Genomic DNA, 25,666 nt, shown 5'->3' with positions numbered 1-25,666 from the left:
CTTTGATTGTAGCCCGGGTGAAGCGGAGCGGAATCCGGGAATGAAATATTACCGATCCCGGGTTCCGCTCCGCTTCACCCAGGCTACAAGGAGTACTGTTGTAACGCTTCAAAAATTTATGACATGATAAAAAATACAAAGTCTTTACCCTTTTTGCTGTTTAATCAACAATAGGAGCAATGATGACTTTTCCAGCCAAGCTAAAATTTGCATTTATGGACATGCTAACCCGCAACAAAATTTCGTACACTCAGGGTTGGTCGAATTTTATGGGAAACGTACGTAATCCCTCTGCCGTGGTTGTTGATGTAGAAAATGAAGCGCAGGTCCAATTGATCATGAAAGAAGTAAAACGAATGAATGAGAATCGGACTCCAAAAGATAAAATTACCTTAAGAGCTACTGCAGGTTGGGAAACTAAAGAGAAAGCGGAAAGCTGTTGCTTATTTCCCTGGTCTAAAGTTCAAGATGACAAATACGGGAAAGGGAGTTTTTCTTTTTCAGAAGTAGTTGGTGGTAGAAACTCATCTCAAGGTGAAGGCACAGACATTATTATTCGTTTCAAGAAGAAATATCACACAGCAAAAGTTCTTGGGCCTCTTAATACGAAACCGGCATGGTTTAATCCCGACAATCCAATTCATCAGCTTCCTGCATCACTGGTTGAAGTAAACGCAGGAATGCAAATAGACGACTATGCAGAATTTTTGCGGAAAAATAATCTCTCTTCAACAACGCTCAGTATGCTCAGTTGGGCGAGTCTGGTGGGATTACTAGGCACCGGTGGCCATGGCACAGGCCGTGATGAATCGGCTGTTAGTGGCTTGATTGAATCAATCAGAGTGTGTGATATGGATGGAAACATTCGTGAATTGACTCCTGATCATCCTGATTTTGAAACGTTACGCGCAGCACACAGTGGCTTTTTAGGGGTTGTACTTAGTGTGAAGATGCGTGCTGTGAAAGCGTACAATTTGCGTGAGACGATCGCAGTCTTCCACAATACTGAGGAAATGAAAGGGAAACTGGGAGATATATTAAAGAATAATCACTACGTGAGTGTTATGGGAATGCCAAGCTCTTCCAAGTCGGAACTTGGTGAAAACATTCACCAATGGCAAGTGCGTATGTGGAATTTCACGACTGAGAAACCAACGCAAAATAGCAAAGCTACTTACCTGCCATCAGTTACTTCGTTACTTCAGGAACTGGGAGTAAAATTAGGTGAGGATTTAATGGATTTTCTCGTTAATTCGGACTTAAAAGTTTTGTTGCCGGAATTTATGTTAATTGCTGCTGCTCAATCCATTGAAGCACGTGGAACAAAACCTATTGTTGATTTTGAAAACCATATCACGCATCCGCAAGTCGCTTTCCCTGAAGAACTCCGTGATGTAGATTATTTTATCCCTGTAAAAGATGACCAGGCAGGGGAGCAATTGGAACATATCTTGCAACAAATTGAAATGCAGGTAAACAAGTCGGCAAAGCGTGGGGAATATCCAATAACCTATGCAGTGTACGTTCGCTATTTGAAAGGAACGAATGGTGGATTGTCTACAACCAGCACGAGTGCTCAAGATGAACATATTATTGCTTTGGATGTTGTGACTCATCCTCAAGCACAAGGTATTGTTCGTTTTGAAAGAGAGTTTTTAGCGTTTTTAAAAGAACAAAAATTAGAAGTAAGAAATCATTTAGGTAAAAATTTTCCAGATGGTGTTGTTCGTTATGCCCAATTTTTGGACTCTAAAAACATGAAGCAATTTATAGATGCGGCAGAACGTTGGAATGCGACACCCAATAAGAATGATGGTGCTGAGCGTTTGGCTATGGCTCCTTATTATACAAATTATTTCCAGGAAATGCTTGATCTGAGCCCAAGTTTGGAAATTGAGTTGGAGAAGAAGGGGTTTATAGGGGAAAGTCGTTCACCAAAAACGGAACCAATAGAATATACTAAAGAGGAATATGTAACATTTTTAAATCGCTTATGTGAAACAGTTGATTTAATGCCAGTGCAGAGCGATGCTGCAAAAAATGCCAAGGCAACTTTCTTAAAGACTTGCCAGCATGAATTGGAAAATCGAAAGCTACGTGATTTGGTTATTGCTTAAGACATGTTCTGGTGCGTTGTAGCCTGGGTGAAGCGAAGCGGAACCCGGGGGAATGCAGTATTACTGATCCCGGGTTCCACTTCGCTTCACCCAGGCTACAATATACACAGGTTACAGTAAGGTGATATATGGACATAACTCCTTTTTTTAAATTAATGGTAGATCGCGGTGCTTCCGACTTATTTTTTAGTGTGGGAGCACCACCTAATATTAAAATCGAAGGAGTTATTTCGCCTGTAGGACATGCCCCACTTAAACCACAGCAAATGGCTGAAATTGCTTTATCGCTCATGAATGATGATCAGCGTAAAGAATTTGAGGCTACTTTGGAACTTAATATGGGGCTCTCTATTTCCGGAGTTGGACGTTTTAGAATTAACTTATTTCGCCAACGCGGTGATATCTCCATGGTAGTGCGTTATATCAAGAACAAGATTCCCTCGATTGAGCAATTAAATTTACCCCCGATTTTAAAATCGATTGTCATGGAGTTGCGCGGTCTGATTTTAGTGGTAGGTGCTACGGGATCAGGTAAATCAACCACTTTGGCGGCAATGATTGATTACCGTAATGAAAACCAAAGCGGACATATTTTAACAATTGAAGATCCCATAGAGTTTATTCATCAACATAAAAAATCCATAGTTGATCAACGTGAAGTGGGCATTGATACAATGAGTTATGATAATGCATTAATCAATGCAATGCGCGAAGCCCCGGATGTGATTCTAATCGGTGAGATTCGCGAGCGTAACGCCATGAAACATGCCATTGCCTATGCAGAAACAGGACATTTATGTATTTCAACTCTGCATGCTAATAATGCAAATCAGGCTATGGACCGTGTTATTAATTTTTTCCCTGAAGATGCACGCAAGCAAATATTGATGGATTTGTCCCTTAACTTGCGAGCTATTATTTCAATGCGTCTTGTTCCAGGCTTGAATAATCAACGCATGGTCGCCGTAGAATTGTTACTCAATACTCCTTATATTTCTGATTTGATTGAAAAAGGAAAGATTGATGATATTAAAGAAGCTATGGAGCGCAGTACGGAGCAAGGCATGCAGACTTTTGATCAGGCTTTATTAAAATTATATCGTGATGGATTAATTTCCAAGGAAAATGCAATTAAGTATGCTGATTCAAAAAATAATGTGGGTTTGCAAATTCGTTTAAATAATAGCGAAGACTTTGATTCACAAGATGATAATCTGACTATAGAGGGTGATTGATTTTTTTGGCCTGTATGTTAAAATTTAAGTCAATTTGATTCCTCTTCATGATTCATGCCTTCGTTCCTCCAGATTAACGATATTGAATTAGGCCCTGCGTCACATGCAACGGGTCATGAAACGTATCTGCGTGCGGTATATACTCCCCCTGATAAAATAAAACCTCCTCATCGAGTCATTTGTAAGAAAAATAAATACGGTCGAGCTGAACTTTCTCGTTTGGAGGTGATGTTTGGTCAATTGGCTCGTCTGCTTTTATTATTTAATTTAACGCCTTCCAGCAATTTGGTGGTAGATGCTGACAATAATGTTGAGGGTTTGGCAGTTGATCACCTTGGCTATGTCATCACAAACAAGGAAGGCCTGGGCAAGCGTTTTTATGCGTTCAAGGACCCGGAAACAGGGTGTGCCTATAACCCTTCAGCACAATACGATGATCCTACCCAAATACCCATTTATTTTATGGATAAAGTGCCTCAGGGTTTTTATGCACGTTTAGTCGAAGCGGAGATAGATGGCCATTTAACCATTGATTACGAATCCTTAGCCAGTATTCTCGCTACTTCTTATACTTTGGAGGAAGATGATTTACATAAAGGGAACTATGGTTTTTATCTGGTAGAACGAAAGGGAGAGAGCAAGCCCCACGTAGTGTTCTTCAAAATTGATCATGATTTGATGTTTGTAGACAGCATCATGGGGTTTCTTACTCGTCGCCCTTTCCACTTACTGCATGGCGCCCATGCATTTGATATCATAAAAGATGATCTCAAATCTCTGGTGTGCTTAACCCATTCATCGAATTCCTATTGGCCAACAAAATTTGATTATATTTCTAATCCTTTTGACAATAAAGAATGTCATAACTATGCCGATGTTAATGCTTTTTCCCGCTTACTTAATAATCCTCAGTTTATCCGAGCGAAATGGAAGTCTTTTTTTAAGCATATTTTAATTCCAAATGAGCTTATTGTGCAGACATTAACGGAATGTACTGATATGACGAAAGCCGAGGATCGGGCAGAGGTCGCTTTAATGACTCAAACTGCCATAGCACGACTTGCACGTTTGCGGGCAGCACTGTTTTCGATAAAAGAATTCCGTAGGTATGTGTGCGAATTGGATCCAGAACAAATCCAGGCTTTATTGAAAGACATCATTCCGCCAAATTTGACTGAGACGCTTGGGCAAGAAGTTCAGCAGTCTTTTAGTCAATATCGAGACTTATGTAAAGAACCCAATGGATTTGAAAAAGGGGATACGCCGCTACATACAGCAATTAAGCTCGGTGAATATCGTTACGAAGAAACAATCAGTATGTTTCGCGAGTTTATCAATGTAAAAAACAAAGCAGGTAAAACTCCCTTGGATATTGCTCTGGAACGGGTTCAATCTGGGAACTCTGATGAACATGATGTGCAGAAAAATGGAAAGCTAATTAGTAAGCATTTAATCGAAAATGGGGCGGACACTACAAAACATCCTGGCCTTATTCCAATAGTTCGCTCTTATTCTTTTAAAAACCCTTATCTGGAAGGAATTAATGCAAGCATGCGCTATAGCACCTTTAAGGATATTTTAACCCGAATCGGTGAGGATCATCGATTTTGCCTTAAATCTAAAAAGAATTTGGCACTTGAATGCGTTGAGCAGTTCATCAAAGTGAATGAGGAGCGTCCTGATTTTGCGAAGCGATTGGAACGATTAAGAGACGATATCAATGGGTATTCATCTGAAGAAGAGTCTGCAGGCGTAAAATACATACGCCAGTTACGCAGTAGCCTCTGGATTATTCGCCAACTGCGCGGCTTGTATGGCTGGACTTCAACTCAATGGGAAATTCATACAATGATAAACAAAGCCCTGACAGAGAAAAAAGTCAAGGAACCCAGTTCTTTTTCCTTCTTTTCTTGTGGTCAGGAACTAGAAAATCCTATTAATTCCGAGTTTCAGGATCCTTTGGCGCTGATGTAACCTGTAGCAATATAATGTAGCCTGGGTGGAGGCGGAAGCCGTAACCCGGGGTTTCGGACTCGAAATAACTCTCAAAACCCGGGTTCCGCTGCGCTTCACCCAGGCTACATTAAATCGGGGCTAATGGGTTTGCATTTGTCCTAAGTGGAAGGGATAATCATGCCGGCAACGGGCGTATGCGGCGCCAATCTTGGCAGGATTGGGATAAAATGCATAGTGGGTGGCTTTATACGCACAGCAGGGGACTGCACTGACAAAACAGCCTCTTTTCGCGTTCCAAAGGTAACGGCCGTCTTCTGCAAGCTGCAATGTTCTGCCATCAAAACAAACATAACGAGGCTGTGAAGGAATCTCACCAATGACACACCCTTGAGCATAAGCAAAATGGGTTAATGTTAAGAATAAGCCAAATAGTATGATTTTCATCACTTAATCCTTTAATCTTGCTATACTAATATATAAAGTTAGTTCATCTTACTGCCCTTATTCAAGCGGGATGTACTTATGCGATGAAAATTTAATGTTTAGTTAATAAAATAAGGTTAAAATAAATACATAATGGTTTGCGGAGCGTGTGATTATGGCTAAGAAGAACAAAGAGTTTTTACAAAGATTACAAAATACTACTTTATTACGAGGAATGGGAACAGCAAAAGAAATAACTGACGCGTTAGATGCAATGCTAAAAGTTAATGTAGCCCAACTAAACGATTTTCGTGGTAGTGTGTGTGATCATGAGACAGTTTGGAAGCAAATTCATACAGATTTTGAAGCGTCTAAATGGCGTATGGGTAATGCTAGGACATCAAACACCCTATTGGACGCAACTGACCCTACCGATACCTTCCAGAAAATGCACCAAGCTGCCGCTGAGCAACGTGTTAAATTTGCATTAACAGGTGCAGATCCCGAAGTTTTAATTGGCCTTTTAACAACTGATTTCACCGACAATGGGAAACAACTTAGAGAGTACCTAGAACAAAAACAAAATTCTCTTGGAATGAAATTTAATGAGATATATGGATGGAATCCAGCCAATGAGGATGTTCTGACTAAAGCTGCGTTGAACAACATTAGAACAGAAGCAGCAAACCATTTACTACTGAAAACACTCGCTAAACCAGGACTAACTGATCCCAAATTATTTGATGACTTAGTCCAAGCACAGGCAAGAGGGAACATAGGAGAAATCAAAGCCGCTGCGAAAGCACTTATTACTGCAGGAGGGATTGATCTCCATGGAGCACCACCTGAAGCGTTCACCGACGCTTTAACTGTAGATTTATCTCCTGAAATTGTTGCTGAGGCTACAAGGAATAGAGAAAAACTATTAAATGACGCTGCTGTAGCCAAATTCTATGAGCAAAAAGTCAAAGATGTGCATATCCTAGGCCTAGAAGCCTCGCTGAAAAAAATTGGAAGAAACCTTCTAAATGATTTATTAGATTCAGGACATTTAGACTTAGATGCAGAGACAATTAGGCGGATTAAAGCGCTTCCGGAGGGGGAAAGGGACACAATAGGTGCGAAAGTACAAAAAGAGTTATGTGAGCGATTTATACAAGCAGAATTGGAGCAGCGACCTACAGTAGCCGATCCTAAAAAAGCAGCTAACCTCTTTAATAGCAATCCAGGTAATTTTGTCGCCGCGTTAAAAGTCGTTGCTCCACGTCTTGGTGATGATAATATTATCAACAAGGCTATCCCTGTCCCAGATGACAACAACATCGTTAAATTTAAAGTATCTTTGTTGAAGAATCGTCTCGCCGGTATGGATCTTCCTGCGCTGCAAACACTGGATAAAGCGACTAAACCCGATGATTTCGCCAAAAAATTTGCTACTTTACTGGGAAAAGATGACTTAGGTAATGATACCAAATTGGATTTTCTCAAGCCAGAGCATATAAACGGTGTAGGTGGCCTAAGAGAAATAATTCGTGGACGAGTAGGAAATTTAGCAAGAGACGACCGTGCGGTTCGATTTGAAAATGAAGTTAAAAAGTCTCGCTTTATGGATCCAACACATCCAAATGCGCATAAAGAACTAATTGCAGTATTTAAAGAGCTCCCTAATGAAAAACAAATTGAGATATTGAACGATCCGAAACAAGTGCAAGTTATAATTAGGGCACAAAGTGAGAAAGAAATATATTCCCTTTTGGGAAAGGAAAATCAAAGCGGTGGTGTGCTTAAGGTTGATAAGCTAGTTGAAGAAAATAAAAAGCTTGCTCTCCTTAGGCAAATTTATAATCCCACGATCGCGAAAGTTTTGGCGGGGCTTGATTTTGAGATTACCCAAGATAAGGTTAACGCTATAAATACAGCACTGTTAAATCATAGGGCATTGGATTTAACGATTATTGGAAATTATAAAACGTTTATTGATGATGTTCATATTGCCTTAGGCGGCGCAGCGGGAGCCAATGATGCTTTTTATCAAGCTTTTAGCTTTACAGATCGCACTGCAGGTGCTTTCGGTGATCAAACAGTTTCAAACGCTATTAAAACGGAACATCTGAACAATCGATCTTTATTTGTTGCTCATGAAGCTGTTGGTGCCTATCCGGTAGCTCTCTCCCCCACACAGAAAAAATTTGTGGAGATTCTGGCAAGAGTAGAAGGAACACATTCTCTTACCATGCAGGTAGGAGCAAATAACTATGACATGAATACCATCCAGGGAATTCAGGGAATTTATTCAAATGCATTTTTTAATAGCGAAACTGCTCATGATTTTCTTAATAAGCTGATTCCAGACACGCCGCCGCCTGATCCAGCAAAGCAGAAAATGAAAGAGCAATTAAGCAGAGAGTTTACACCACAAGTATTTAATGAATTAAAAAATTTTAGAATTCAAACTCAGTTAGCTTCTGGTACTGATGCAGAAAAACTGGAAGATATAAAATTAATCAATAAAGGTTTGGAGAAATTAGAACAAAGTAAACCTTCACTTGAAAAACGTAAAGAACATTTAGAAGCGCTTAAAGAAAATATTGCAGAAATCCCTTATTTATACAGCGGAGCACATAAGGCAAAAGGAAAAAAGACACCACAGGAAACACTTCAGAATTATAAAGACACAGAAAAGGAACTTGAGATAGACATAGAGCATTTAGAGAGTGCCAAGTTCAATCTGGAAGCGCGTCTTAAAGCTGTTAAAGCTGCTACTGGTAATCCAGAAGTAACCAAAGAATTAAGGAAGGTGCAGAAAAAATTAGAAAAGGAACTAGACATAATTAATGAGCAGCTGGGATTTTTTCATGGAGTAAAAAATCAACTCTCAGGAAAAGATGGAGCTATAGCAAAAATTGAAGGAATTATGCAGCATAAGCTCACTGCTATGGTGGAGACGACAAATATTAGTTATTCAGTAGTCTCTAGAGATCAGATAAAAACTACTGCATTTCAAAAGAAAGCTGGAGCAACCGATATTGATTTGACTGCGGGAGAAGCCAATCTGAATACAGATTCTCCGACCTATAAGTTAGAAGAAGTACCCGAAAAAGGTAAAGTTCGTCTTGTGGATATGGTTCATGCCAAATCCACGCCAACTCGAGATGACCCAAATAAAACCACTGAATATACGGGGCGCATAGCAATTGATTATCACTCAGGTACCCCTCCTTCAATTTTATCAGGTAAAGATGTAACGAACACCAGACCTGTAAAAGTCTCAATAGTCACCGCAATGAAAGATAAAGACTATTTGGCGGAACAAATGATGGAAGCAGCAAAAAATCTGTTGAAAGACTGGGATGGTAAGTCTCCTATTAAATTGAAAGGTGTGCATGGAAAGGATGCAGAGTTAGCACATTACTGGACAGCAGTCTGCGTTTTAGGCGAACATCACCCAAACTTTTCTCGAGATAAAATACAAATTGTAGGCACCTCAAGCTGGAGGCCTGATTCGCAAAGAACTTGGAGAGGATTTAAGGATGATTCTTTATATAATACAGTATATAAAGGCTCAGCCAAGGGACTTGTTGATGAGAAAATAAAAGAATTCAAGCAGCTGGTGGATGACAAGAAAAGAAATGAAGTGGAGGAGGGCGTATCAAAAGCGACTAAGCTCTGGAAAGATAAGCTTGGTGAAGGTAAACCTCAGGATATTGCTACAAAAGCGAAAAAAGATATAGAAGTCCAAGGGGCGAGGCTTACTATGAATGGGAGCGATGAAGATTAAGGGGAAATCAATTGAATTCAAACCAACTGGCGATTGGTGTATTTGACTCAGGGATGGGCGGCTTGACTGTTTTGCGTGCGTTGCGAGAGGGGTTGCCGCAAGAATCATTTATCTATTTGGGGGATACTGCTCGCCTTCCTTATGGCACTAAAAGTCCGGATACGGTAAAACAATATGCCATGCAAATGGCAAAATTGCTGGTAGAACGACGAATTAAGGCATTGGTGATCGCCTGTAATACCGCAACGACAGCAGCATTGCCCTATTTGCAAGAAATGTTGCCTGATATGCCAGTTCTTGGGGTGGTGGCTCCAGGTGCTGCGGCCGCAGTTGCTGCGACTGAAAACAATCGTATTATTGTTTTGGCGACTGAAACAACCATTGCATCGAATGCATACCAGCAGCTTATTACCCAACACTTGCCGCAGGCAATCATTAATACTCGAGCGTGCAGTGTATTGGTTGCTTTAGCAGAAGAAGGAATGGTGACCAATCAAGTAGCTCGTGAAGCGCTAAAGCATTATTTGGATGGTTTTACTAACGAAGATACGGTTCTTTTGGGATGTACGCACTTCCCGGTATTTAAGCCATTATTAAACAAGTTACTCCCTCAAGGTGTGACGGTAGTTGATTCAGCCCATGCCACAGCCCTGGCATTGCATCAGTTGCTCGAAAAACAGGATTTGTTGAATGACGTTCCTTCCTTAAGCAGTAAAGTAGACTATTTAGTAACTGATTCAATCAAACGCTTTCAGATTGTAGGCGAGATATTTCTGGGCGAGCGATTGGCATTGGACACTATCGAACTTGTAGATGTGAAGCCCTAACATAATTGTAGCCTGGGTGCAGGCGCAGCCGTAACCCGGGTTCTGTGATGACTTTTTTAACCCGGGTTTCGCTGTGCTTCACCCACTACGTGTTTCTCAATTCGCAAGTACAGTGTTATCCTCAAGTAAGTAGGTTGTGTCATTTTGACACAACAATTTAAGACGCTCACCGAGGCCCCGATGAATTGGGCGTATGAATGAGATTGCAATGGGTGATTGTGAGTTGTGTTTGTTGGTTCAACGACCCAACCTAATCGCTATCGAACTTGTAGATGTGAAGCCCTAATATAATTGTAGCCTGGGTGCAGGCGCAGCCGTAACCCGGGTTCTGTGATGACTTTTTTAACCCGGGTTTCTCTGTGCTTCACCCAAGGCTACGTGTTTCTCAATGCAGCCCGGAATTATTCTTCCTTGGGTGGGCGACTCATTAGATTTTGAACGACCTGTTTTGGACTAATTTTTCCTTGTAAAAGCGCATTAATCTGCTCGCAGATAGGCATTTCTACGTGATGTTGTTTGGCGATAAAGCAGACTTGTGATGCATTATATTTTCCTTCAACCACTTGGCCAATTTGCTTTTCTGCTTCAGGGATACTGATGTTATTCCCTAGAAGCAAACCAAAACGGCGATTTCGTGATTGATCATCGGTACAGGTTAAGACCAAATCCCCTACACCAGCCAAGCCAAGGAAGGTCTCTGCTCGTGCCCCTAAAGCAAGCCCCAGGCGTTCCATTTCTGCTAACCCACGGGTGATTAATGCTGCTTTGGCATTCGCTCCATACCCCAAACCATCACTGATACCACATCCAATCGCCAGGACATTTTTAATCGCCCCACAAATCTGCACACCAATAAGGTCATCACTCAAGTAAACACGAAGATTATTGTGATGAAGCAATTCACGAATTTCTTTTTGATATTCTGAATCATTAGAGGCTAAAGTCACTGCCGTGGGTAAAAAGTGTGCCACCTCTTTGGCGAATGAGGGTCCTGAAATTATTGCCTGAGGAAAAGTAGAACCAAAAGTTTGACTCACCAAATCGCTTAGTAATTGATGGCTTTGTGGATCAATTCCTTTGGTCAGCCAGGTTAAGCCACGAGGCGGCTTATTTATTTTAGTGAGAATTTCTGCAAATGCATGCGAAGGTACCGCAATAATAACGTAATTGGCTTCATCAATGCATTGCATAAAATTAGCCGTGGGTTCCAGCGTTTTAGGAAAATCAATATCAGGTAAATAGCGCGAGTTTGTTTTTCTTTCTGTCATAAGAGCAACATGCTGCGGATCATGTCCCCAGAGCAAAACACGATGCCCTACTTTGGCGAGATGAATTGCAACTGCAGTGCCCCAAGAGCCGGCACCTAATATAGCAATGGTTTTTTGGTTCATTTTATGTTCTTAAACAGAGAGTTTTTGCTTGCACCCAGGCTACATTTATTTTCATTATGTAGCCTGGGTGCAGCGTAGCGAAACCCGGGTTAAGGGAATGTAAATCCCAATCCCCGGGTTACGGCTTTGCCTGCACCCGGGCTACTCGTGTGTATAACTAAGCTTGAACTTCTTTTTGTTTCTCTGCAAGTTGTTGCATGTATAACGCATCGAAATTAATTGGGGCCAATACCAGTTGTGGGAAACTGCCACGAATTACTTGCGAAGTAATCGCTTCACGAGCATAAGGGAACAAAATATTGGGGCAGAAACTATTTAATAAATGATCCAATTGATTTTCTGGAGCGCCTTGAATGGTAAAAATACCTGCTTGTTTCACTTCTACAAGAAATGCCGTAGTTTTTTTGTTGCTTACGGTAGTAGTCACTGTCAATATAACTTCATAAACGCCTGGTTCCAGTTGTGTGCTGCTGGTGTTGATTTCAAGATTTAGTTCAGGCTCCCATTGTTGCTGAAATACAGCAGGTGTATTCGGCGTTTCAAAAGATAAGTCTTTCGTATAAATTCTTTGAATCATGAATTGAGTTTCATTTTGATTTTGTTGTGCTTGGTTTGCTTGTTCGCTCATGATATTGCTATCCTCTTAGTAATGGGTCGAGTTCTCCCTGCGCATCCAGGGCATATAAATCATCGCAGCCACCAATATGTTGGCCATTAATGAAAATTTGCGGTACAGTACGTCTGCCGCTTTTAGTGATCATTTCATCACGTAATTCCGGTTGTAAATCAATACGAATGTCCGTAAATGAAGTGTGCTTTTGTTGTAATAACTCTTTGGCTTTGACACAGTACGGGCAATAGGCAGTACTGTAGATAATCACTTCAGCCATAATTTTATTTTCCTTTAACTAGGGGTAACTCAGCATTTTGCCAGGAAGCAATCCCACCACTAAGTACATGAGGTTGATAACCTTGGGCGCGAATTTTGCTGGCAAGGGTTTGCGCTTCAAAAGATCGTACAGAGATCAGAATGATCGGTATATTCTTATACTTATCCATTTTTTGCTGTTCAAAATCTTCGCTTTTGGCATTGATTGAGTCAATGATATGTCCTTGTTTAAAGGCTTCTTTGTCGCGCAAATCAATGACTACAGCATTTTCATTATTGATCAAATCAACAGCAGCCTGGGGCGTCAGCTCTTTTGCTTTCTTTTTTTGGGTAACCAGCTCGTTGATAAAGATGAGCAGCAAAATCACAATGAAGGTGAGCCATAGCTGCCAATGATTCATGATAAATTGACCTAAATGTTCCATGTTCTCTCTTGATATTTTATTAATGTAGCGAATTATCCCCAGAATGAGGTCTTAACGCAAGTAAAGGAACTATTAAAATAGAGTTCTGCATAACCGGCGCCTTTTACTTTATTGCTGCGTTGCAACCGTTTCTCCGGTGCTTATTTACTCCTGTAAACTCCGCTCCTCGAAACGGTTACGCCTTGTACTAAAGAAAAATTCACCGCTAATACAAGAACTCTAATGTAGCCTGGGTGCAGCGGAGCGAAACCCGGGAATAAAGAAGTTCATTAAAATCCCGGATTTTGCTCTGCTGCACCCAGGCTACGATTTTGGAGATCGATCTTTTCTTCTTTTAAGCAGTACATAAACCGCTCCACTTCCGCCATCTTTGGGTAAAGCGCTATGAAATGCCAAGATTTCATCCAGCTGAGGTAACCATCGATTCAATAAATTCTTAATCACAGGAGGAGCACCGAGATAGCCTCCTTTACCATGAATAATGAGGAGACATTTTTTGCTGTTTTCCGCCTGAGTTTGAATAAACTGGCATAAAATATCCCGGGCTTTTTCACTTTTTAAACCATGTAAATCCAAGCGGGCTTCCCACGGGATTTTTCCATATTTTAATGCTTTAAAATGCTGGTTGGAAAGACTTGGATGGGCATAGGACAGAATGGTTTCAGAAAAAACGGTATCCACAATCATATCCGATAAGTAATATTCTTTTTTTCCTGGGGTTTCCAGGGATTTATTTTTTTTAGGCTGAATCGAAGGCTTGGGCGTCTCAACATTTACCCGCTTTGTTTTTTCATTTAATGGTTTTACCGAACGCATGGATTCGCGAAACAGGGCTTTGTCCTCGTCGGATAGAAAATCATCAGCCATTTTTTACTGGAAATAATTAAGTGATAATTGAAGTATAACTCAGGTTGTTGGGCTGCTTGAATAAGCAAAGCGTTGAGTTAGACTTTTGCTACCTGAGGTTACTACTTTTGTTGATTAACATAGGGTACAATTTGTACTTTTTCTGAATGAGAATTAACACCCAATGAGCAATTATATACTTAAGGAAACGGAAGAATTAGTTACAATTCTGGATTTTTTACGTTTTAGCGTGTCCTGCGCAATTAATGCGAATTTGTATTATGGTCATGGCACCGATAATGCTTGGGATGATATGCATTCATTGATTCTGAGAAGCTTATATTTACCTTATGACTTAGAGCCAAACTGGCTTAATGCACGTTTAACTGCAAGTGAAAAAAAACATTTATATCAGCAACTGGAAAAGCGCATTAATCAACGAGTACCTGTTCCCTATTTGATAAAAGAAGCCTATTTTTGTGATATTCCGTTTTATGTAGATGAACGCGTTCTTATTCCTCGCTCGCCAATCGCCGAGCTTATCAAAAATGAATTTTCTCCCTGGTGTGATGCGAATAAAGTACATCGTATTTTGGATTTGTGTACTGGCAGCGGATGCATCGCTATAGCATGTTGCTACGCTTTTCCTGAAGCAGAGGTTGATGCAGTTGATATTTCCAGCGAAGCACTTGCCGTTGCTGCAATTAATCGCGAACAGTTAGGTGTTGAGGACCAACTTACTTTAATTGAGTCAGATTGTTTCTCGAAAGTGCCTCAAGTAGGCTATGATTTAATTGTCAGTAATCCTCCTTATGTAGGTAAGGAAGAAATGCAAACGTTGCCTGATGAGTTTCGTCATGAGCCTGTTTTGGCTTTGGAAACAAGTAATAATGGACTGGCTATTGTTGAAGCAATTCTCCATAATGCCCATGATTATTTAAATGAACAGGGCATTTTGATTGTGGAAGTGGGGAATAGTGAAACCGCTTTATGTGAGGCGTATCCCCATGTCCCTTTCACCTGGCTTGAAATGAGTCATGGTGGCCATGGTGTGTTTTTATTAACAAAGCAACAACTAGAAGAGTACTTTAATGTCCGGTAATACATTTGGAACTTTATTTGCAGTAACCACTTTTGGTGAAAGCCATGGCCCGGCTATTGGTTGTGTGGTTGATGGCTGCCCTCCAGGGCTGCCGCTGCGAGAAGAAGACATCCAACCTTATCTGGACAAACGCAAGCCTGGACAATCCAAATACACTACACAACGCAGAGAAGAGGATAAGGTACAAATTCTTTCGGGTGTTTTTGAAGGTAAAACTACAGGTGCGCCTATTGCCTTGTTAATTCATAATACCGATCAACGATCTCGGGATTATGAAGAAATCAAAAATTTATTTCGTCCGGGGCATGCAGATTTTACTTATCATCATAAATACGGCCATCGAGATTATCGTGGCGGTGGGCGATCTTCCGCACGCGAAACCGCAGCGCGTGTAGCGGCTGGAGCAATTGCAAGGTTGTATTTACAACGTCATCTAAACCTGGAAATCGTGGGTTACTTACAGCAAATGGGCGATTTGGTTTTGCACTTTGCAGATGAAGCAGAAATTAATAATAATCCTTTTTTCTGCCCTAATAATACTCAAATTCAGGATCTTGCTGATGCTATTGAGAACTTAAGGCGACAAGGGGACTCAGTAGGTGCTCGAGTAAACGTAATCGCTAAAAATGTACCGGTAGGATTGGGCGATCCTGTATTTGATAAACTGGATGCAACATTAGCTTATGCGATGATGTCTATTAATGCAGTTAAAGGTGTTGAGGTAGGTGCAGGATTTTCAGCAGTAAATCAGTTAGGTTCAGTACATCGCGATCAAATGTCACGTCAGGGATTTCTTAGCAATCATGCGGGTGGAATTCTAGGGGGCATTTCTACGGGGCAAAATATAGAAGTTAGTATTGCATTAAAGCCTACTTCAAGCATTATTACCCCAGGAAAAACGGTCAATGTTTTTGGCGATGAAGTGACCGTCGTAACTAAGGGGCGACATGATCCTTGTGTAGGAATTAGAGCTGTTCCTATTGCCGAAGCAATGATGGCTTTAGTGTTAATGGACCATTATTTGAGATATAAGGCATTAATTAATAAGTAATTTGCCTAATACAGAAGAGGTTAAGAATGAGCAGAGAATTAAATGTCGCCATAGTTGGCGCTACTGGTGCAGTGGGTGAAACTTTTTTAACTGTATTGGAAGAGCGAAATTTTCCTATAAAGACTCTTTATCCATTGGCTAGTTCTCGTTCTGTAGGTAAAACGGTAGCGTTTAAAAATAAGCAATTGGACGTTTTAGACCTCGCTGAATTCGATTTTAGCAAGGCCGATATTGCCTTATTCTCAGCAGGTGGTTCTGTATCTAAAGAATATGCGCCTAAGGCTGCTGCAAGCGGATGTGTGGTTGTCGATAACAGTTCTTGTTTTCGTTATGAAGAGGATATTCCTCTGGTTGTTCCAGAAGTTAATCCACATCGCATTGCTGAATATAAAAAGAGAGGTATTATTGCCAACCCCAATTGCTCTACGATTCAAATGGTAGTTGCCCTTAAGCCTTTGTATGACGCAGCAGGAATTACTCGGATTAATGTCGCGACGTATCAATCTGTTTCGGGTACTGGAAAAAAAGCCATTAGTGAGTTGGTGTCACAAGTGGGGGATCTTTTGAATGGCCGACCTGCCAATGTTAGTGTTTATCCTCAGCAAATTGCGTTTAACGCGATCCCGCATATTGATCAATTTGAAGCGAATGGTTATACCCGTGAAGAAATGAAGATGGTGTGGGAAACACGTAAGATTATGGAAGATGACCGTATTATGATCAATCCTACAGCGGTTAGAGTACCCGTTATTTATGGACACTCCGAAGCCATTCATTTGGAACTAAAAAAACCTTTAACTGCTGAAGAGGCGCGTCAAATTCTTTCTAAAGCTCCAGGTGTTAAAGTGGTGGATAATGTGAGTAAAGCAAGTTATCCAACTGCAATAAAAAATGCGATAGGTCGTGATGAAGTATTTGTTGGTCGAATCCGACAAGATATTTCACATCCAAATGGATTAAATTTGTGGGTAGTCGCAGATAATATTCGCAAAGGTGCTGCGTCTAATGCCGTGCAAATTGCTGAAATTTTGCAAAGAGAATTTTTGTGATTATTTGGTGCCGTAGTGTGTAGTGTGTAGTGTGTAGCCTGGGTGCAGGCGAAGCCGTAACCCGGGTTTCTGGATAAACAACACGCTTCCATAACCCGGGTTACGCTGCACTGCACCCAGGCTACGTTACTAATATAGTATTTTGATCAATTAACAGGTCGTTTAAAAAAATCTCCTACTTTTTACAACCTAAGTTATACTTCTATTAATACTATTGAATTTTTGAAAATATGCTAAATGAATATTATTTAACCGATGATATCGAAGAGCCGGTTCTTGCGAGTAGTATTTTATCTTATGTTACTCCCAATGTTTCTGCGAAACGGTATCATGAATTAAAAACAGGATATATACCCTGGGACGCAAAGCTGGACCTTTCCGGGTTACAGCCAGAGAGTGCCCGTAATTCTTTGTTGGAATTTATTCAAAAGAAGGTGAAAAATAATAAACAGTGCGTACTCATTGTTCATGGCGTAGAAGGTCCTAAAAATACTCTTCCTCTACTAAAGAATTTAATCAATCACTGGTTGCCGCAAATTGTAGAGGTTGCGGCTTTTCACAGCGCACAACCTAAAGATGGCGGCATTGGCGCGGTGTATGTTTTGCTTAAAACAAAACAGGATCTTCCGAAACCAACGCGCATCGAAAAAAGTACTTCCTTTTTAGTTGCTGAAACTAAGGCTATGGAACGACAGAGACGTTTGGCCGAACAGCAAGGGGAGCGAAGGATCGCATTAGTGAAAGCTCGGGAACACTCTGACTATGAGGCTCAGCCCGGCCCTGAAGGTGAATTGCAAAATAATATTTTGCAACATCCAGCACTAGACAGTCAGCGTTTTGATGGCATTGACTCTCCTTTAAACCCTGAACCCCCATTAAATACTGAGGCGCGACGAGAATACGATAATGAACGACGCAATCAGGAACAAGAAAAACAACTGCGTTTAGGCCATATGCCAAAATTCACTAATACACCTAAACCTAGAGGTCCTTAGTAATGACAATAGCAAGTGACATAATCAGTCATCGAATGCCTGATTTTGAAGCTTACCTTCGGGCAGGAGAATCATTAGATGACATCGATGAATACGGTTTTACGCCTTTAATTGAGTGTGCCATTACGCGTCAAATTGAAATTGCAGAGCAATTAATTGCGCGCAAAGTTGACGTGAATAAAGCAGATGTAACAGGGCGTACCCCTTTGCATTGGGCTGTAGATAATAATGATGTGGCGATGGCGCAGTTGTTATTAAATCATGGTGCAGATTCCAATGCTTATACCCGTAATGGGCTTTCTATTTTGGTTTATCCTGTATTACGCAATCAAGAAACACTCAAACACTTACTCTATCAAAATGGAGCCAAGCTCGATTTTGCCCTTGATTTTATTAATGGCAAGTTGATTGGACATCGTTTTGAATTACAAGGCGATGTAGATATAGTCAATGCCAAGGGTGAATTTATTGAACTGGACTATGAAGGATTCATTCTTGAATTTACTGTTGCAGTAATAAGAGATGCCTTAAGGCGTTTTATCAACAGTTATTCAACCCGTCATTTGCGCGAGTATTTTCCGTTAGCTTATGTCATTATGGATGCATTTTTGCTTGCAGAAGAGCTTTTACAATATCAGCACTTGCCTTTCCTGGATAAACAACATATGCAGAGGCTGAATGAGGCTTTAAAAGCGCCTATGTTAATTCTTCCAGCTGCAAGCCGTGGCCATGCTATGGGGTTTATTCGCTTTGGTCAATGGTGGGCTAAAATTGATCGAGGTGAAAATAGCCTGCAGGAGGGAAGCGTTAATATCTATAAAATTACTTCTCCTGAAGCACTCAATGCACGGTTTTTACAAAATTTTCTTTATAAAAAACAAGCAAGACGTTATTTTCACCAGCAGATCAATCAGCAATTAGGTTTGGTTCCGGTGGCAAGAATGCCGATTAGCTCACAAATCAGCGGCAATTGTTCTTGGGCCAATATACAAGCAATTGTGGCAGTTGCCTATGCGATTCAAGGATTGGAACACAGCAGTTTTTTTACTTCGGACCCTGCCATGGCCTTTTATAATGAGTGGGTAGCGTGGGATAAAGAACGAGCTATAGATGAATGCATCCAGCGTTTTTATTTGGCGAACCCTATGCGTAAAGCAAGTATCGCGGCAATGTTAGGGGGCGTTTTATTTCAAGCATGTAATTATGCAAACAAACGGCATTTAGAAATGGCGGAGAAAATACTTAAAATTTTAACTCTCCCTGATTATGAGTACATTTTGAAAAGTTATCTTGAAGAATATTGCATTAAACGATTAACAAAAAAAGGTAATAATTTACTTAAAATTCTCGATGACTGCGGCATTAATCCTAATATTGGTGTTAACCCTGTTGCCACGGATTTATGATTTTCAAATTTTTTTATTAAAAAACATAGATGTAGCCTGGATGCAGCGAAGCGGAACCTGGGGATATTGTAGCAGCTCATCCCGGGTTCCGCTTCGCTGCACCCAGGCTACAAGCCCATTGCGTATATTTTTTTCAGCTATAATCAAAAGTAAGAATTATCTTATTTTTAGATAGGGAGATCATTATGTTAAAGTGGGCGCTCATCTTTTTAGTTGTCGCCATTGTCGCAGGCTTATTTGGTTTTCGTGGGATTGCGTCAACGGCTACCAGTATCGCCAAAGTGCTCTTCTTTTTGTTTATTATTATTTTTCTGGCATTTTTAATTTTGAGTTTATTTGGAACAGCATCACTTACTGCTGTACCGTAACTTGGATGGTACGCAGCGAAACCCGGAACGAAAATTGTTCTAAAAATACTCTCACACTCACCTATAGTCCGTATAGTGTAGCCTGGGTGCAGCGCAGCGGAACCCGGGTTTCGCTGCGCTGCACCCAGGCTACACTGAGTCCAACAATGTAAAAGATCCCTTTTGTACGGGAGAAGTCGCCAATAGAGTTTTTTTATGATAGAGACGCTATATCAATAACAAAACGATAGCGAACATCACTTTTCACGACACGTTCATATGCTTCGTTGACTTGTTGTATAGGGATTAATTCAATATCCGATGCGATGTTGTGTTTGCCGCAAAAATCAAGCATTTCCTGAGTTTCTTTAATGCCTCCAATCATCGATCCAGCCAAGCTTCTTCGTCTGGATATCATGGAAAATGGATTAATTGGGATGGATTCTTCTGGGATTCCAACCACAACCATGGTTCCATCACGTTTCAGTAATTTGATGTATTCATTCCAATCGATTTTAGCGGAAACAGTACAGATAATCAGATCAAAATAATTAGTTAATTTTTGAAAAGTCTCAGGATCCGAAGTTGCAAAGAAATGATCAGCACCCATACGTTTGCCATCCGCTTCTTTATTCAGTGAATGACTCAATACGGTTACTTCTGCCCCCATTGCATGGGCTAATTTGACCCCCATATGTCCAAGTCCTCCCAAACCTAAAATACCCACGCGTTTTCCAGGACCAGCATGCCAATGTCTAAGAGGAGAATAAAGTGTTATTCCTGCACAAAGAAGAGGTGCTGCCGCGTCCATAGGTAAGTTTTTAGGAATTTTCAGGACGTAATTTTCATCCACTACAATTTTGGTAGAGTAGCCACCCTGAGCAAGATTACTGCTATTTCGCTCAATATTGTTATACGTTAGAGTCATTCCTTTTTCGCAAAAGTGCTCCATTCCTTCATGGCAGCTTTCACATTGTCGGCACGAATCAACAAAACAACCAACACCAACAGGATCACCTACTTTAAACTTGGTAACAGATGAACCTACTTGATTGACCACACCAATAATTTCATGTCCTGGAACCATTGGAAATAAAGAGCCGCCCCATTCATCTCTCACTTGATGAATGTCTGAATGACAAATGCCGCAATAATGGATGTCAATGAGTACATCATTTTTTCCAACATCGCGGCGCTCAAATGAATATGGGGTGAGTTGCGCTTTTACGCTTTGAGCAGCATAGCCTTTGACGGGTATCATTTAAAAACTCTCCTTGTTTTATTAAATCATTTTTTGTTGTGGAAAGAGGAAAACTAGAGGAGCAACCATTCACACGATGGAGGCTCAAATTGTAGCCTGGGTGGAGTGCAACGGAACCCGGGTTATGTACAGTAAATTTATCTGAACCCCGGGTTTCGGCGTGCGCCTCCACCCAAGCTACAATTCGTTCAACTTTATTCTTTTATTGCAGGTTCTCTTTTTTTATTGCCTTCCCCTTTATTAGCAACCGAGGATTTGACATTTCCTTGTTGCTGATTTCCTTTTCTACGATTCTGACCTGAAGCGTGACTCGTACTTGTACTGGTTCGTTGTTGTTGATTACCACTGGGCCGGCGTCGCCGGTTTTGTGGTCTTCTGTCCCCAGAACCTTTGGAGGTTTTTGCCTGAGGCTGATTACGGCCATGCACTCTTTTAGATTGGCTTTGTGGTGCCGGACTTAAAGAGTCTGTATGCCCGCCTCCAAATAAACTGGACCATAAACGTTTGATAAAACTGGCTTGGGCACTTTTTGCAGGTGGATGTTCTGCAAAGGATTTGACCGCGGGTTCATCACGTAAAGAAGCTTCAGCCTCGCTACTGGAAACCTGTAATTCAGGTTGTTGGATTAAAGTGTAGCTGGGTTTTTTAGATTTACCTACGTTATCTTCTTTAAGGCGTGTGATGGAATACTGAGGTAAGTGCATGTAGGGATTAGCAATAATCATCACTGAGACGCCATGTCTTTTTTCAATGTCTCTAATGAAACTGCGTTTTTCATTGATGATAAAGGTCGCCATTTCCGCAGGAAGTTGTACTTGTATTTCAGCGGTCTTTTCCTTTAATGCTTCTTCTTCAATAAGACGCGTAATTGCCAGCCCATGAGACTGAATATTACGTACAGTCCCACGTCCTTCACAACGAGGGCAAACTTCCTGAGCACTTTCACCCAATGATAATCTGAGACGTTGACGAGACATTTCCAAAAGACCAAAACGCGAGATACGTCCAATTTGGATACGCGCTCTATCTGCCTGCAATGCTTCTTTCAAGCGATTTTCTACATCACGTTGATTCTTACTGGAGCTCATATCGATAAAATCGATGACGACCAAACCACCCAAATCACGTAAACGTAACTGACGTGCAATTTCGTCAGCTGCTTCGATATTGGTATTGAAGGCTGTTGCTTCAATATCTGACCCGCTAGTTGCTTTAGCTGAATTGACATCAATTGACACCAGAGCCTCGGTTCTGTCGATTACCAAAGCACCACCAGAAGGCAACATCACTTGTCGTTGAAATGCAGTCTCTATTTGGCTTTCAATTTGATAAAAGTTAAACAAGGGGATGCTGCTGTTATAGAGCTTCAGATTAGGTAAAAATTCAGGTTTTACTCGCTCAATGTATTGTTTGGCTTTGATGTAAGAAATTTGATCGTCAATAATGATTTCGCTGATTGACTTGCGTAAGTTATCGCGAATAGAGCGAATGATGACATCACCCTCTTGATGAATCAAACAGGGAGCAAGTTCTGTATTATAAGCTTGTTTGATTGATTGCCATTGATTGCACAGCATATCCAGGTCATCTTGCAACTCTTCTTGGCTTTTACCTACACCGGCTGTGCGGATAATAAGTCCCATATCTTCGGGCAAAGTCAGTGCATTGAGTGTTTCACGCAGTTCATCACGTTCGTCTCCTTCAATACGTCGTGATATCCCGCCAGAACGAGGATTATTAGGCATCAGAACCAGATAGCAACCTGCTAAAGTAATGTAGGTAGTCAGCGCAGCACCTTTGCTGCCGCGTTCTTCTTTGTCTACTTGGACCAGTAATTCCTGGCCTTCACGGATTAGCGAAGTAATTGGTGGTTTTTCATCACCAAATTCTTCAAGATTTTTGCTTAGATATTCAGGTGCGATTTCTTTAAGAGGCAAGAAGCCTTGACGTTTAGAACCGTACTCTACAAAAACAGCATCGAGGCTCGGTTCTCGTCTAGTAACAGTTGCTTTATAGATATTCCCCTTTTTTTTCACTTCACCAGGACATTCAATATCCAGGTCAAACAAATACCGGTCTTTCACGAGTGCAACACGAACTTCTTCAGTTTGTATTGCATTGATTAACATTTTTTCCATCTAATACCCCATAATTAGGGCGCAGTCATTTAAGTTGAGATAGTATAAGGCTCAATACCTTAGAGGTTCAATTGGACCTGCTTACAACTCTACTATCTTGAGTCGGAATGTATTGATTTTCTGGGTTGCTGCTTCAGTGTTCGAAAATCAAAGCTTTGCGACTCAATCTAGCAAATTGTAAACAGGTCCTAAGATTTACTGGCATTTCTACACTTTTGGCTGACGTCGGGATTTTTCGTGCTACGTTGCACACATCAGTATGCTTTGTTGCAATGTTTGGAACCCCGGGTGCTTCAGCGCAATTAGGTAATAGGTCAGTAGAATCTGGAATTGAACAATAAGCGATGTGATCTTTAGGCGAACCCATAGCCATATATACAGACTTTACGCATGTTCCCTTTTCAATGAGAGGTGCACACTGTGAAATATACTGATTACAAATCAAACGAGTTGAAATATGAAGCCAAAGGCGTGCGAAAACCCTGAAGTAATTCATAATCGGTATAAAGCATGTCTGGCATGCGTAGGTTTCTGTCAAAAATATGCTCAATTTATCTCTGGCATTGGGTCGCTTCCTTATATCTTTAGGCTTAAATGGAAGCGCTATTTTTTTATTTAACACGTACTTATTCATTTAGGTTGGGTTAAAACCCCATTTCCTCAATGACTAGCGTATACTTTAAAGTAAATAGTCACGCTTTTTATTTAAATGCGTTATAATTCGGTTGCATGGAAATTTTCCCACGCTACAGGCGATCATATCAAAAAAATCACGCCCAGCAAACAGGTTTATTGACAATGAGTGAAGTAAGTTATAAAGAAATCAGTAATGAAGAAGAAGGACAACGTCTGGATAATTACTTGATTCGTATTTTAAAAGGTGTTCCCAAAAGCCATATCTATAGGATAATCCGTGGCGGAGAAGTGCGGGTTAACAAAAAAAGAGCGCAAGTCAGTTCAAGATTGCATGCTGGAGACAGTGTTCGTATTCCTCCAATTCGCCTGTCGGCATCAAAAGAAGTATTTGTCGGTGATGCCTTGGCAAAACGACTGAAGGAAAGCATCATCTTTGAAGATTCATGTTTTTTGGTAATTAACAAGCCAGCAGGTATCGCCGTTCATGGAGGTAGTGGTTTGAGTCTTGGTGTAATCGAAGCGTTGAGAAAAACGAGAGATGATTTGCATTATTTGGAATTAATTCATCGTCTTGATAAGGAAACTTCCGGGTGCCTTTTGTTAGCCAAAAAAAGAAGTACTCTCAGGGCAATGCATGCGCTGCTTGAGTCACGTGAGGTGCAAAAAACTTATTGGGCATTACTAACACATCGTTGGGAAAATAAAAAACAAGTGATTGTTCGTGCTGCACTTGAAAAAAATACTTTAAAATCAGGTGAGCGTATTGTATCGGTTAAAGAAGAAGGAAAAGATTCTGAAACAAAATTTAAGCTTCTTGAAAATTATCAACAGGCATGTTGGGTTGAAGCCAGTCCCAAAACGGGGCGTACGCACCAAATTCGTGTGCACAGTGCTCATTTAGGACATGTTATTGTCGGAGATAAAAAATATGGGGCACTTGCAGGAGAAATCGAAGGGATAGATAATCAGCATCATCGTCTTTTTTTACATGCACGATCCATTCAATTTGAATTGAATGGTACAAAGCATTTGTTTCAAGCTGATGCAGATAACCATTTTTCTACTGCACTAAAACAATTGCGTGCGAGGAGCGTAGTGAGCAATGAGCAATCCATATGATTTGGTAGTATTTGACTGGGAAGGTACTATTGCGGATACTTTAGGAATAATTTTACATGTAGTTGCTACAGAAGCGAATCTGCTGGGATTTGGTGATTTTGATCCCCAACAAGCGAGAAAATATGTTGATTTGGGTTTAGTACAGGCTTTGAGGAAAACCTATCCTCATTTGGCAGCAACACAACATCAGCAATTATTACAAGCTGTACAGTTGGCTTTGAACTCTCGTTCATCGGATGTATGTTTGATGCCTGGCGTGCGTGAACTGATCTATCAATTGCACGAAGCTAAGATAAACCTGGCAATTGCGACCAACAAAGGACATCAATCCTTGGTACGTGCCTTGCAGGCTACGGGTCTGGATACACTGTTTAAAGTAACTCGTTCTGCGGGACAAGTTCCTGCAAAACCTTATCCGCAGATGTTGGAAGAAATTATTGAGGAATATGGAGGAACTGCTGCTACAACTTTAATGATAGGTGATTCACTAACCGATATGGAAATGGCAAAAAGTGCTCAAGTTACTGCGGTAGGAATAGATATTTATCATCAACAAGAAGAGGCAGCCCTTAAAGCTGCTGGTGCGATCGTAGTATTTGATGATTATAAGCAAATCGCAGATTTTTTAAATTTAGCGAAGAGTAGTTAACTGCTTGCGTAGCTTTTCTGTAGTTT

General features: G+C 40.8%; 21 protein-coding genes. 13 read left to right on the top strand and 8 right to left on the bottom strand.

The window, feature by feature from the left end; all coding sequences use genetic code 11:
• The first annotated feature begins 182 nt into the window (after positions 1-182).
• From Lani_RS13165 to ankK, 3 genes are all read left to right on the top strand, one after another.
• Positions 183-2,117, top strand: a complete 1,935-nt coding sequence (locus Lani_RS13165; RefSeq protein ID WP_019234750.1) for an FAD-binding oxidoreductase — start codon at positions 183-185, stop codon at positions 2,115-2,117.
• A 128-nt stretch (positions 2,118-2,245) separates the two neighbouring features.
• Complete coding sequence (locus tag Lani_RS13160; RefSeq protein ID WP_019234751.1) at positions 2,246-3,352, top strand: PilT/PilU family type 4a pilus ATPase; 1,107 nt, start codon at positions 2,246-2,248, stop codon at positions 3,350-3,352.
• Between the two features lie 54 nt (positions 3,353-3,406).
• The gene (gene ankK / locus Lani_RS13155) at positions 3,407-5,326 is read left to right on the top strand and encodes a Dot/Icm T4SS effector AnkK/LegA5 (RefSeq protein WP_019234752.1); all 1,920 of its coding nucleotides are present in this window, start codon (positions 3,407-3,409) and stop codon (positions 5,324-5,326) included.
• Between the two features lie 120 nt (positions 5,327-5,446).
• Here ankK and Lani_RS13150 read toward each other — a convergent pair whose 3' ends face one another.
• Positions 5,447-5,752, bottom strand: coding sequence for a hypothetical protein (locus Lani_RS13150; protein ID WP_019234753.1), 306 nt, complete (start codon positions 5,750-5,752; stop codon positions 5,447-5,449).
• A gap of 154 nt (positions 5,753-5,906) precedes the next feature.
• Here Lani_RS13150 and Lani_RS13145 point away from each other — a divergent pair, with 154 nt between their 5' ends.
• Positions 5,907-9,509, top strand: coding sequence for a hypothetical protein (locus tag Lani_RS13145; protein ID WP_019234754.1), 3,603 nt, complete (start codon positions 5,907-5,909; stop codon positions 9,507-9,509).
• Between the two features lie 11 nt (positions 9,510-9,520).
• Positions 9,521-10,336 (top strand): glutamate racemase, encoded by an 816-nt coding sequence (murI, locus tag Lani_RS13140; RefSeq protein ID WP_019234755.1) that lies wholly within the window; start codon positions 9,521-9,523, stop codon positions 10,334-10,336.
• 401 nt (positions 10,337-10,737) lie between these two features.
• Here the strand turns inward: murI and Lani_RS13135 are convergent, their stop codons facing one another.
• The 5 genes from Lani_RS13135 to Lani_RS13115 all read right to left on the bottom strand — a co-directional run bounded on the left by Lani_RS13135 (position 10,738) and on the right by Lani_RS13115 (position 13,908).
• Positions 10,738-11,727 carry an NAD(P)H-dependent glycerol-3-phosphate dehydrogenase gene (locus tag Lani_RS13135; RefSeq protein ID WP_019234756.1) on the bottom strand — a complete coding sequence of 330 codons (990 nt, stop codon included), beginning with the start codon at positions 11,725-11,727 and terminating at the stop codon, positions 10,738-10,740.
• Between the two features lie 157 nt (positions 11,728-11,884).
• Positions 11,885-12,355 (bottom strand): protein-export chaperone SecB, encoded by a 471-nt coding sequence (secB, locus tag Lani_RS13130; RefSeq protein WP_019234757.1) that lies wholly within the window; start codon positions 12,353-12,355, stop codon positions 11,885-11,887.
• Between the two features lie 7 nt (positions 12,356-12,362).
• The gene (grxC, locus tag Lani_RS13125) at positions 12,363-12,617 is read right to left on the bottom strand and encodes a glutaredoxin 3 (protein WP_019234758.1); all 255 of its coding nucleotides are present in this window, start codon (positions 12,615-12,617) and stop codon (positions 12,363-12,365) included.
• 4 nt (positions 12,618-12,621) lie between these two features.
• A complete protein-coding gene (locus Lani_RS13120; protein WP_058388604.1) occupies positions 12,622-13,041 on the bottom strand; it encodes a rhodanese-like domain-containing protein in 420 nt (139 codons plus the stop codon).
• Between the two features lie 303 nt (positions 13,042-13,344).
• Entirely contained in the window at positions 13,345-13,908 is a 564-nt protein-coding gene (locus Lani_RS13115; protein ID WP_040523095.1) for a Smr/MutS family protein, read from the bottom strand.
• Positions 13,909-14,071: 163 nt separating this feature from the next.
• Here Lani_RS13115 and prmB point away from each other — a divergent pair, with 163 nt between their 5' ends.
• From prmB to Lani_RS13085, 6 genes are all read left to right on the top strand, one after another.
• The gene (prmB, locus tag Lani_RS13110; protein ID WP_019234761.1) at positions 14,072-14,989 is read left to right on the top strand and encodes a 50S ribosomal protein L3 N(5)-glutamine methyltransferase; all 918 of its coding nucleotides are present in this window, start codon (positions 14,072-14,074) and stop codon (positions 14,987-14,989) included.
• Positions 14,979-16,040 (top strand): chorismate synthase, encoded by a 1,062-nt coding sequence (aroC, locus tag Lani_RS13105; protein WP_019234762.1) that lies wholly within the window; start codon positions 14,979-14,981, stop codon positions 16,038-16,040. Before prmB ends, aroC begins: the two co-directional genes overlap by 11 nt.
• 26 nt (positions 16,041-16,066) lie before the next feature.
• Positions 16,067-17,089, top strand: a complete 1,023-nt coding sequence (locus Lani_RS13100; protein WP_019234763.1) for an aspartate-semialdehyde dehydrogenase — start codon at positions 16,067-16,069, stop codon at positions 17,087-17,089.
• A gap of 230 nt (positions 17,090-17,319) precedes the next feature.
• Positions 17,320-18,084 (top strand): Smr/MutS family protein, encoded by a 765-nt coding sequence (locus Lani_RS13095; protein ID WP_019234764.1) that lies wholly within the window; start codon positions 17,320-17,322, stop codon positions 18,082-18,084.
• 2 nt (positions 18,085-18,086) lie between these two features.
• On the top strand, positions 18,087-19,490 hold the full coding sequence (gene ankH, locus Lani_RS13090; RefSeq protein ID WP_019234765.1) for a Dot/Icm T4SS effector AnkH/LegA3: 1,404 nt from the start codon (positions 18,087-18,089) through the stop codon (positions 19,488-19,490).
• 185 nt (positions 19,491-19,675) lie between these two features.
• Positions 19,676-19,858: a DUF1328 domain-containing protein gene (locus Lani_RS13085; protein ID WP_019234766.1), complete on the top strand. Its 183-nt coding sequence runs from the start codon at positions 19,676-19,678 to the stop codon at positions 19,856-19,858.
• Positions 19,859-20,051: 193 nt separating this feature from the next.
• Here Lani_RS13085 and Lani_RS13080 read toward each other — a convergent pair whose 3' ends face one another.
• The gene (locus tag Lani_RS13080) at positions 20,052-21,098 is read right to left on the bottom strand and encodes an NAD(P)-dependent alcohol dehydrogenase (RefSeq protein WP_019234767.1); all 1,047 of its coding nucleotides are present in this window, start codon (positions 21,096-21,098) and stop codon (positions 20,052-20,054) included.
• 194 nt (positions 21,099-21,292) lie between these two features.
• Positions 21,293-23,236, bottom strand: a complete 1,944-nt coding sequence (locus tag Lani_RS13075) for an Rne/Rng family ribonuclease (protein WP_019234768.1) — start codon at positions 23,234-23,236, stop codon at positions 21,293-21,295.
• A 798-nt stretch (positions 23,237-24,034) separates the two neighbouring features.
• On the opposite strand from Lani_RS13075, the gene Lani_RS13065 reads away from it, so the two are divergent.
• Positions 24,035-24,991, top strand: coding sequence for an RluA family pseudouridine synthase (locus tag Lani_RS13065; protein ID WP_040523123.1), 957 nt, complete (start codon positions 24,035-24,037; stop codon positions 24,989-24,991).
• Positions 24,975-25,640, top strand: a complete 666-nt coding sequence (locus Lani_RS13060; protein WP_019234771.1) for an HAD family hydrolase — start codon at positions 24,975-24,977, stop codon at positions 25,638-25,640. Before Lani_RS13065 ends, Lani_RS13060 begins: the two co-directional genes overlap by 17 nt.
• Positions 25,641-25,666 lie beyond the last annotated feature (26 nt).

Source organism: Legionella anisa (genome assembly GCF_001467525.1).
Lineage (GTDB): Bacteria > Pseudomonadota > Gammaproteobacteria > Legionellales > Legionellaceae > Legionella > Legionella anisa.
This window is presented reverse-complemented; position numbering and strand designations above follow the sequence as displayed.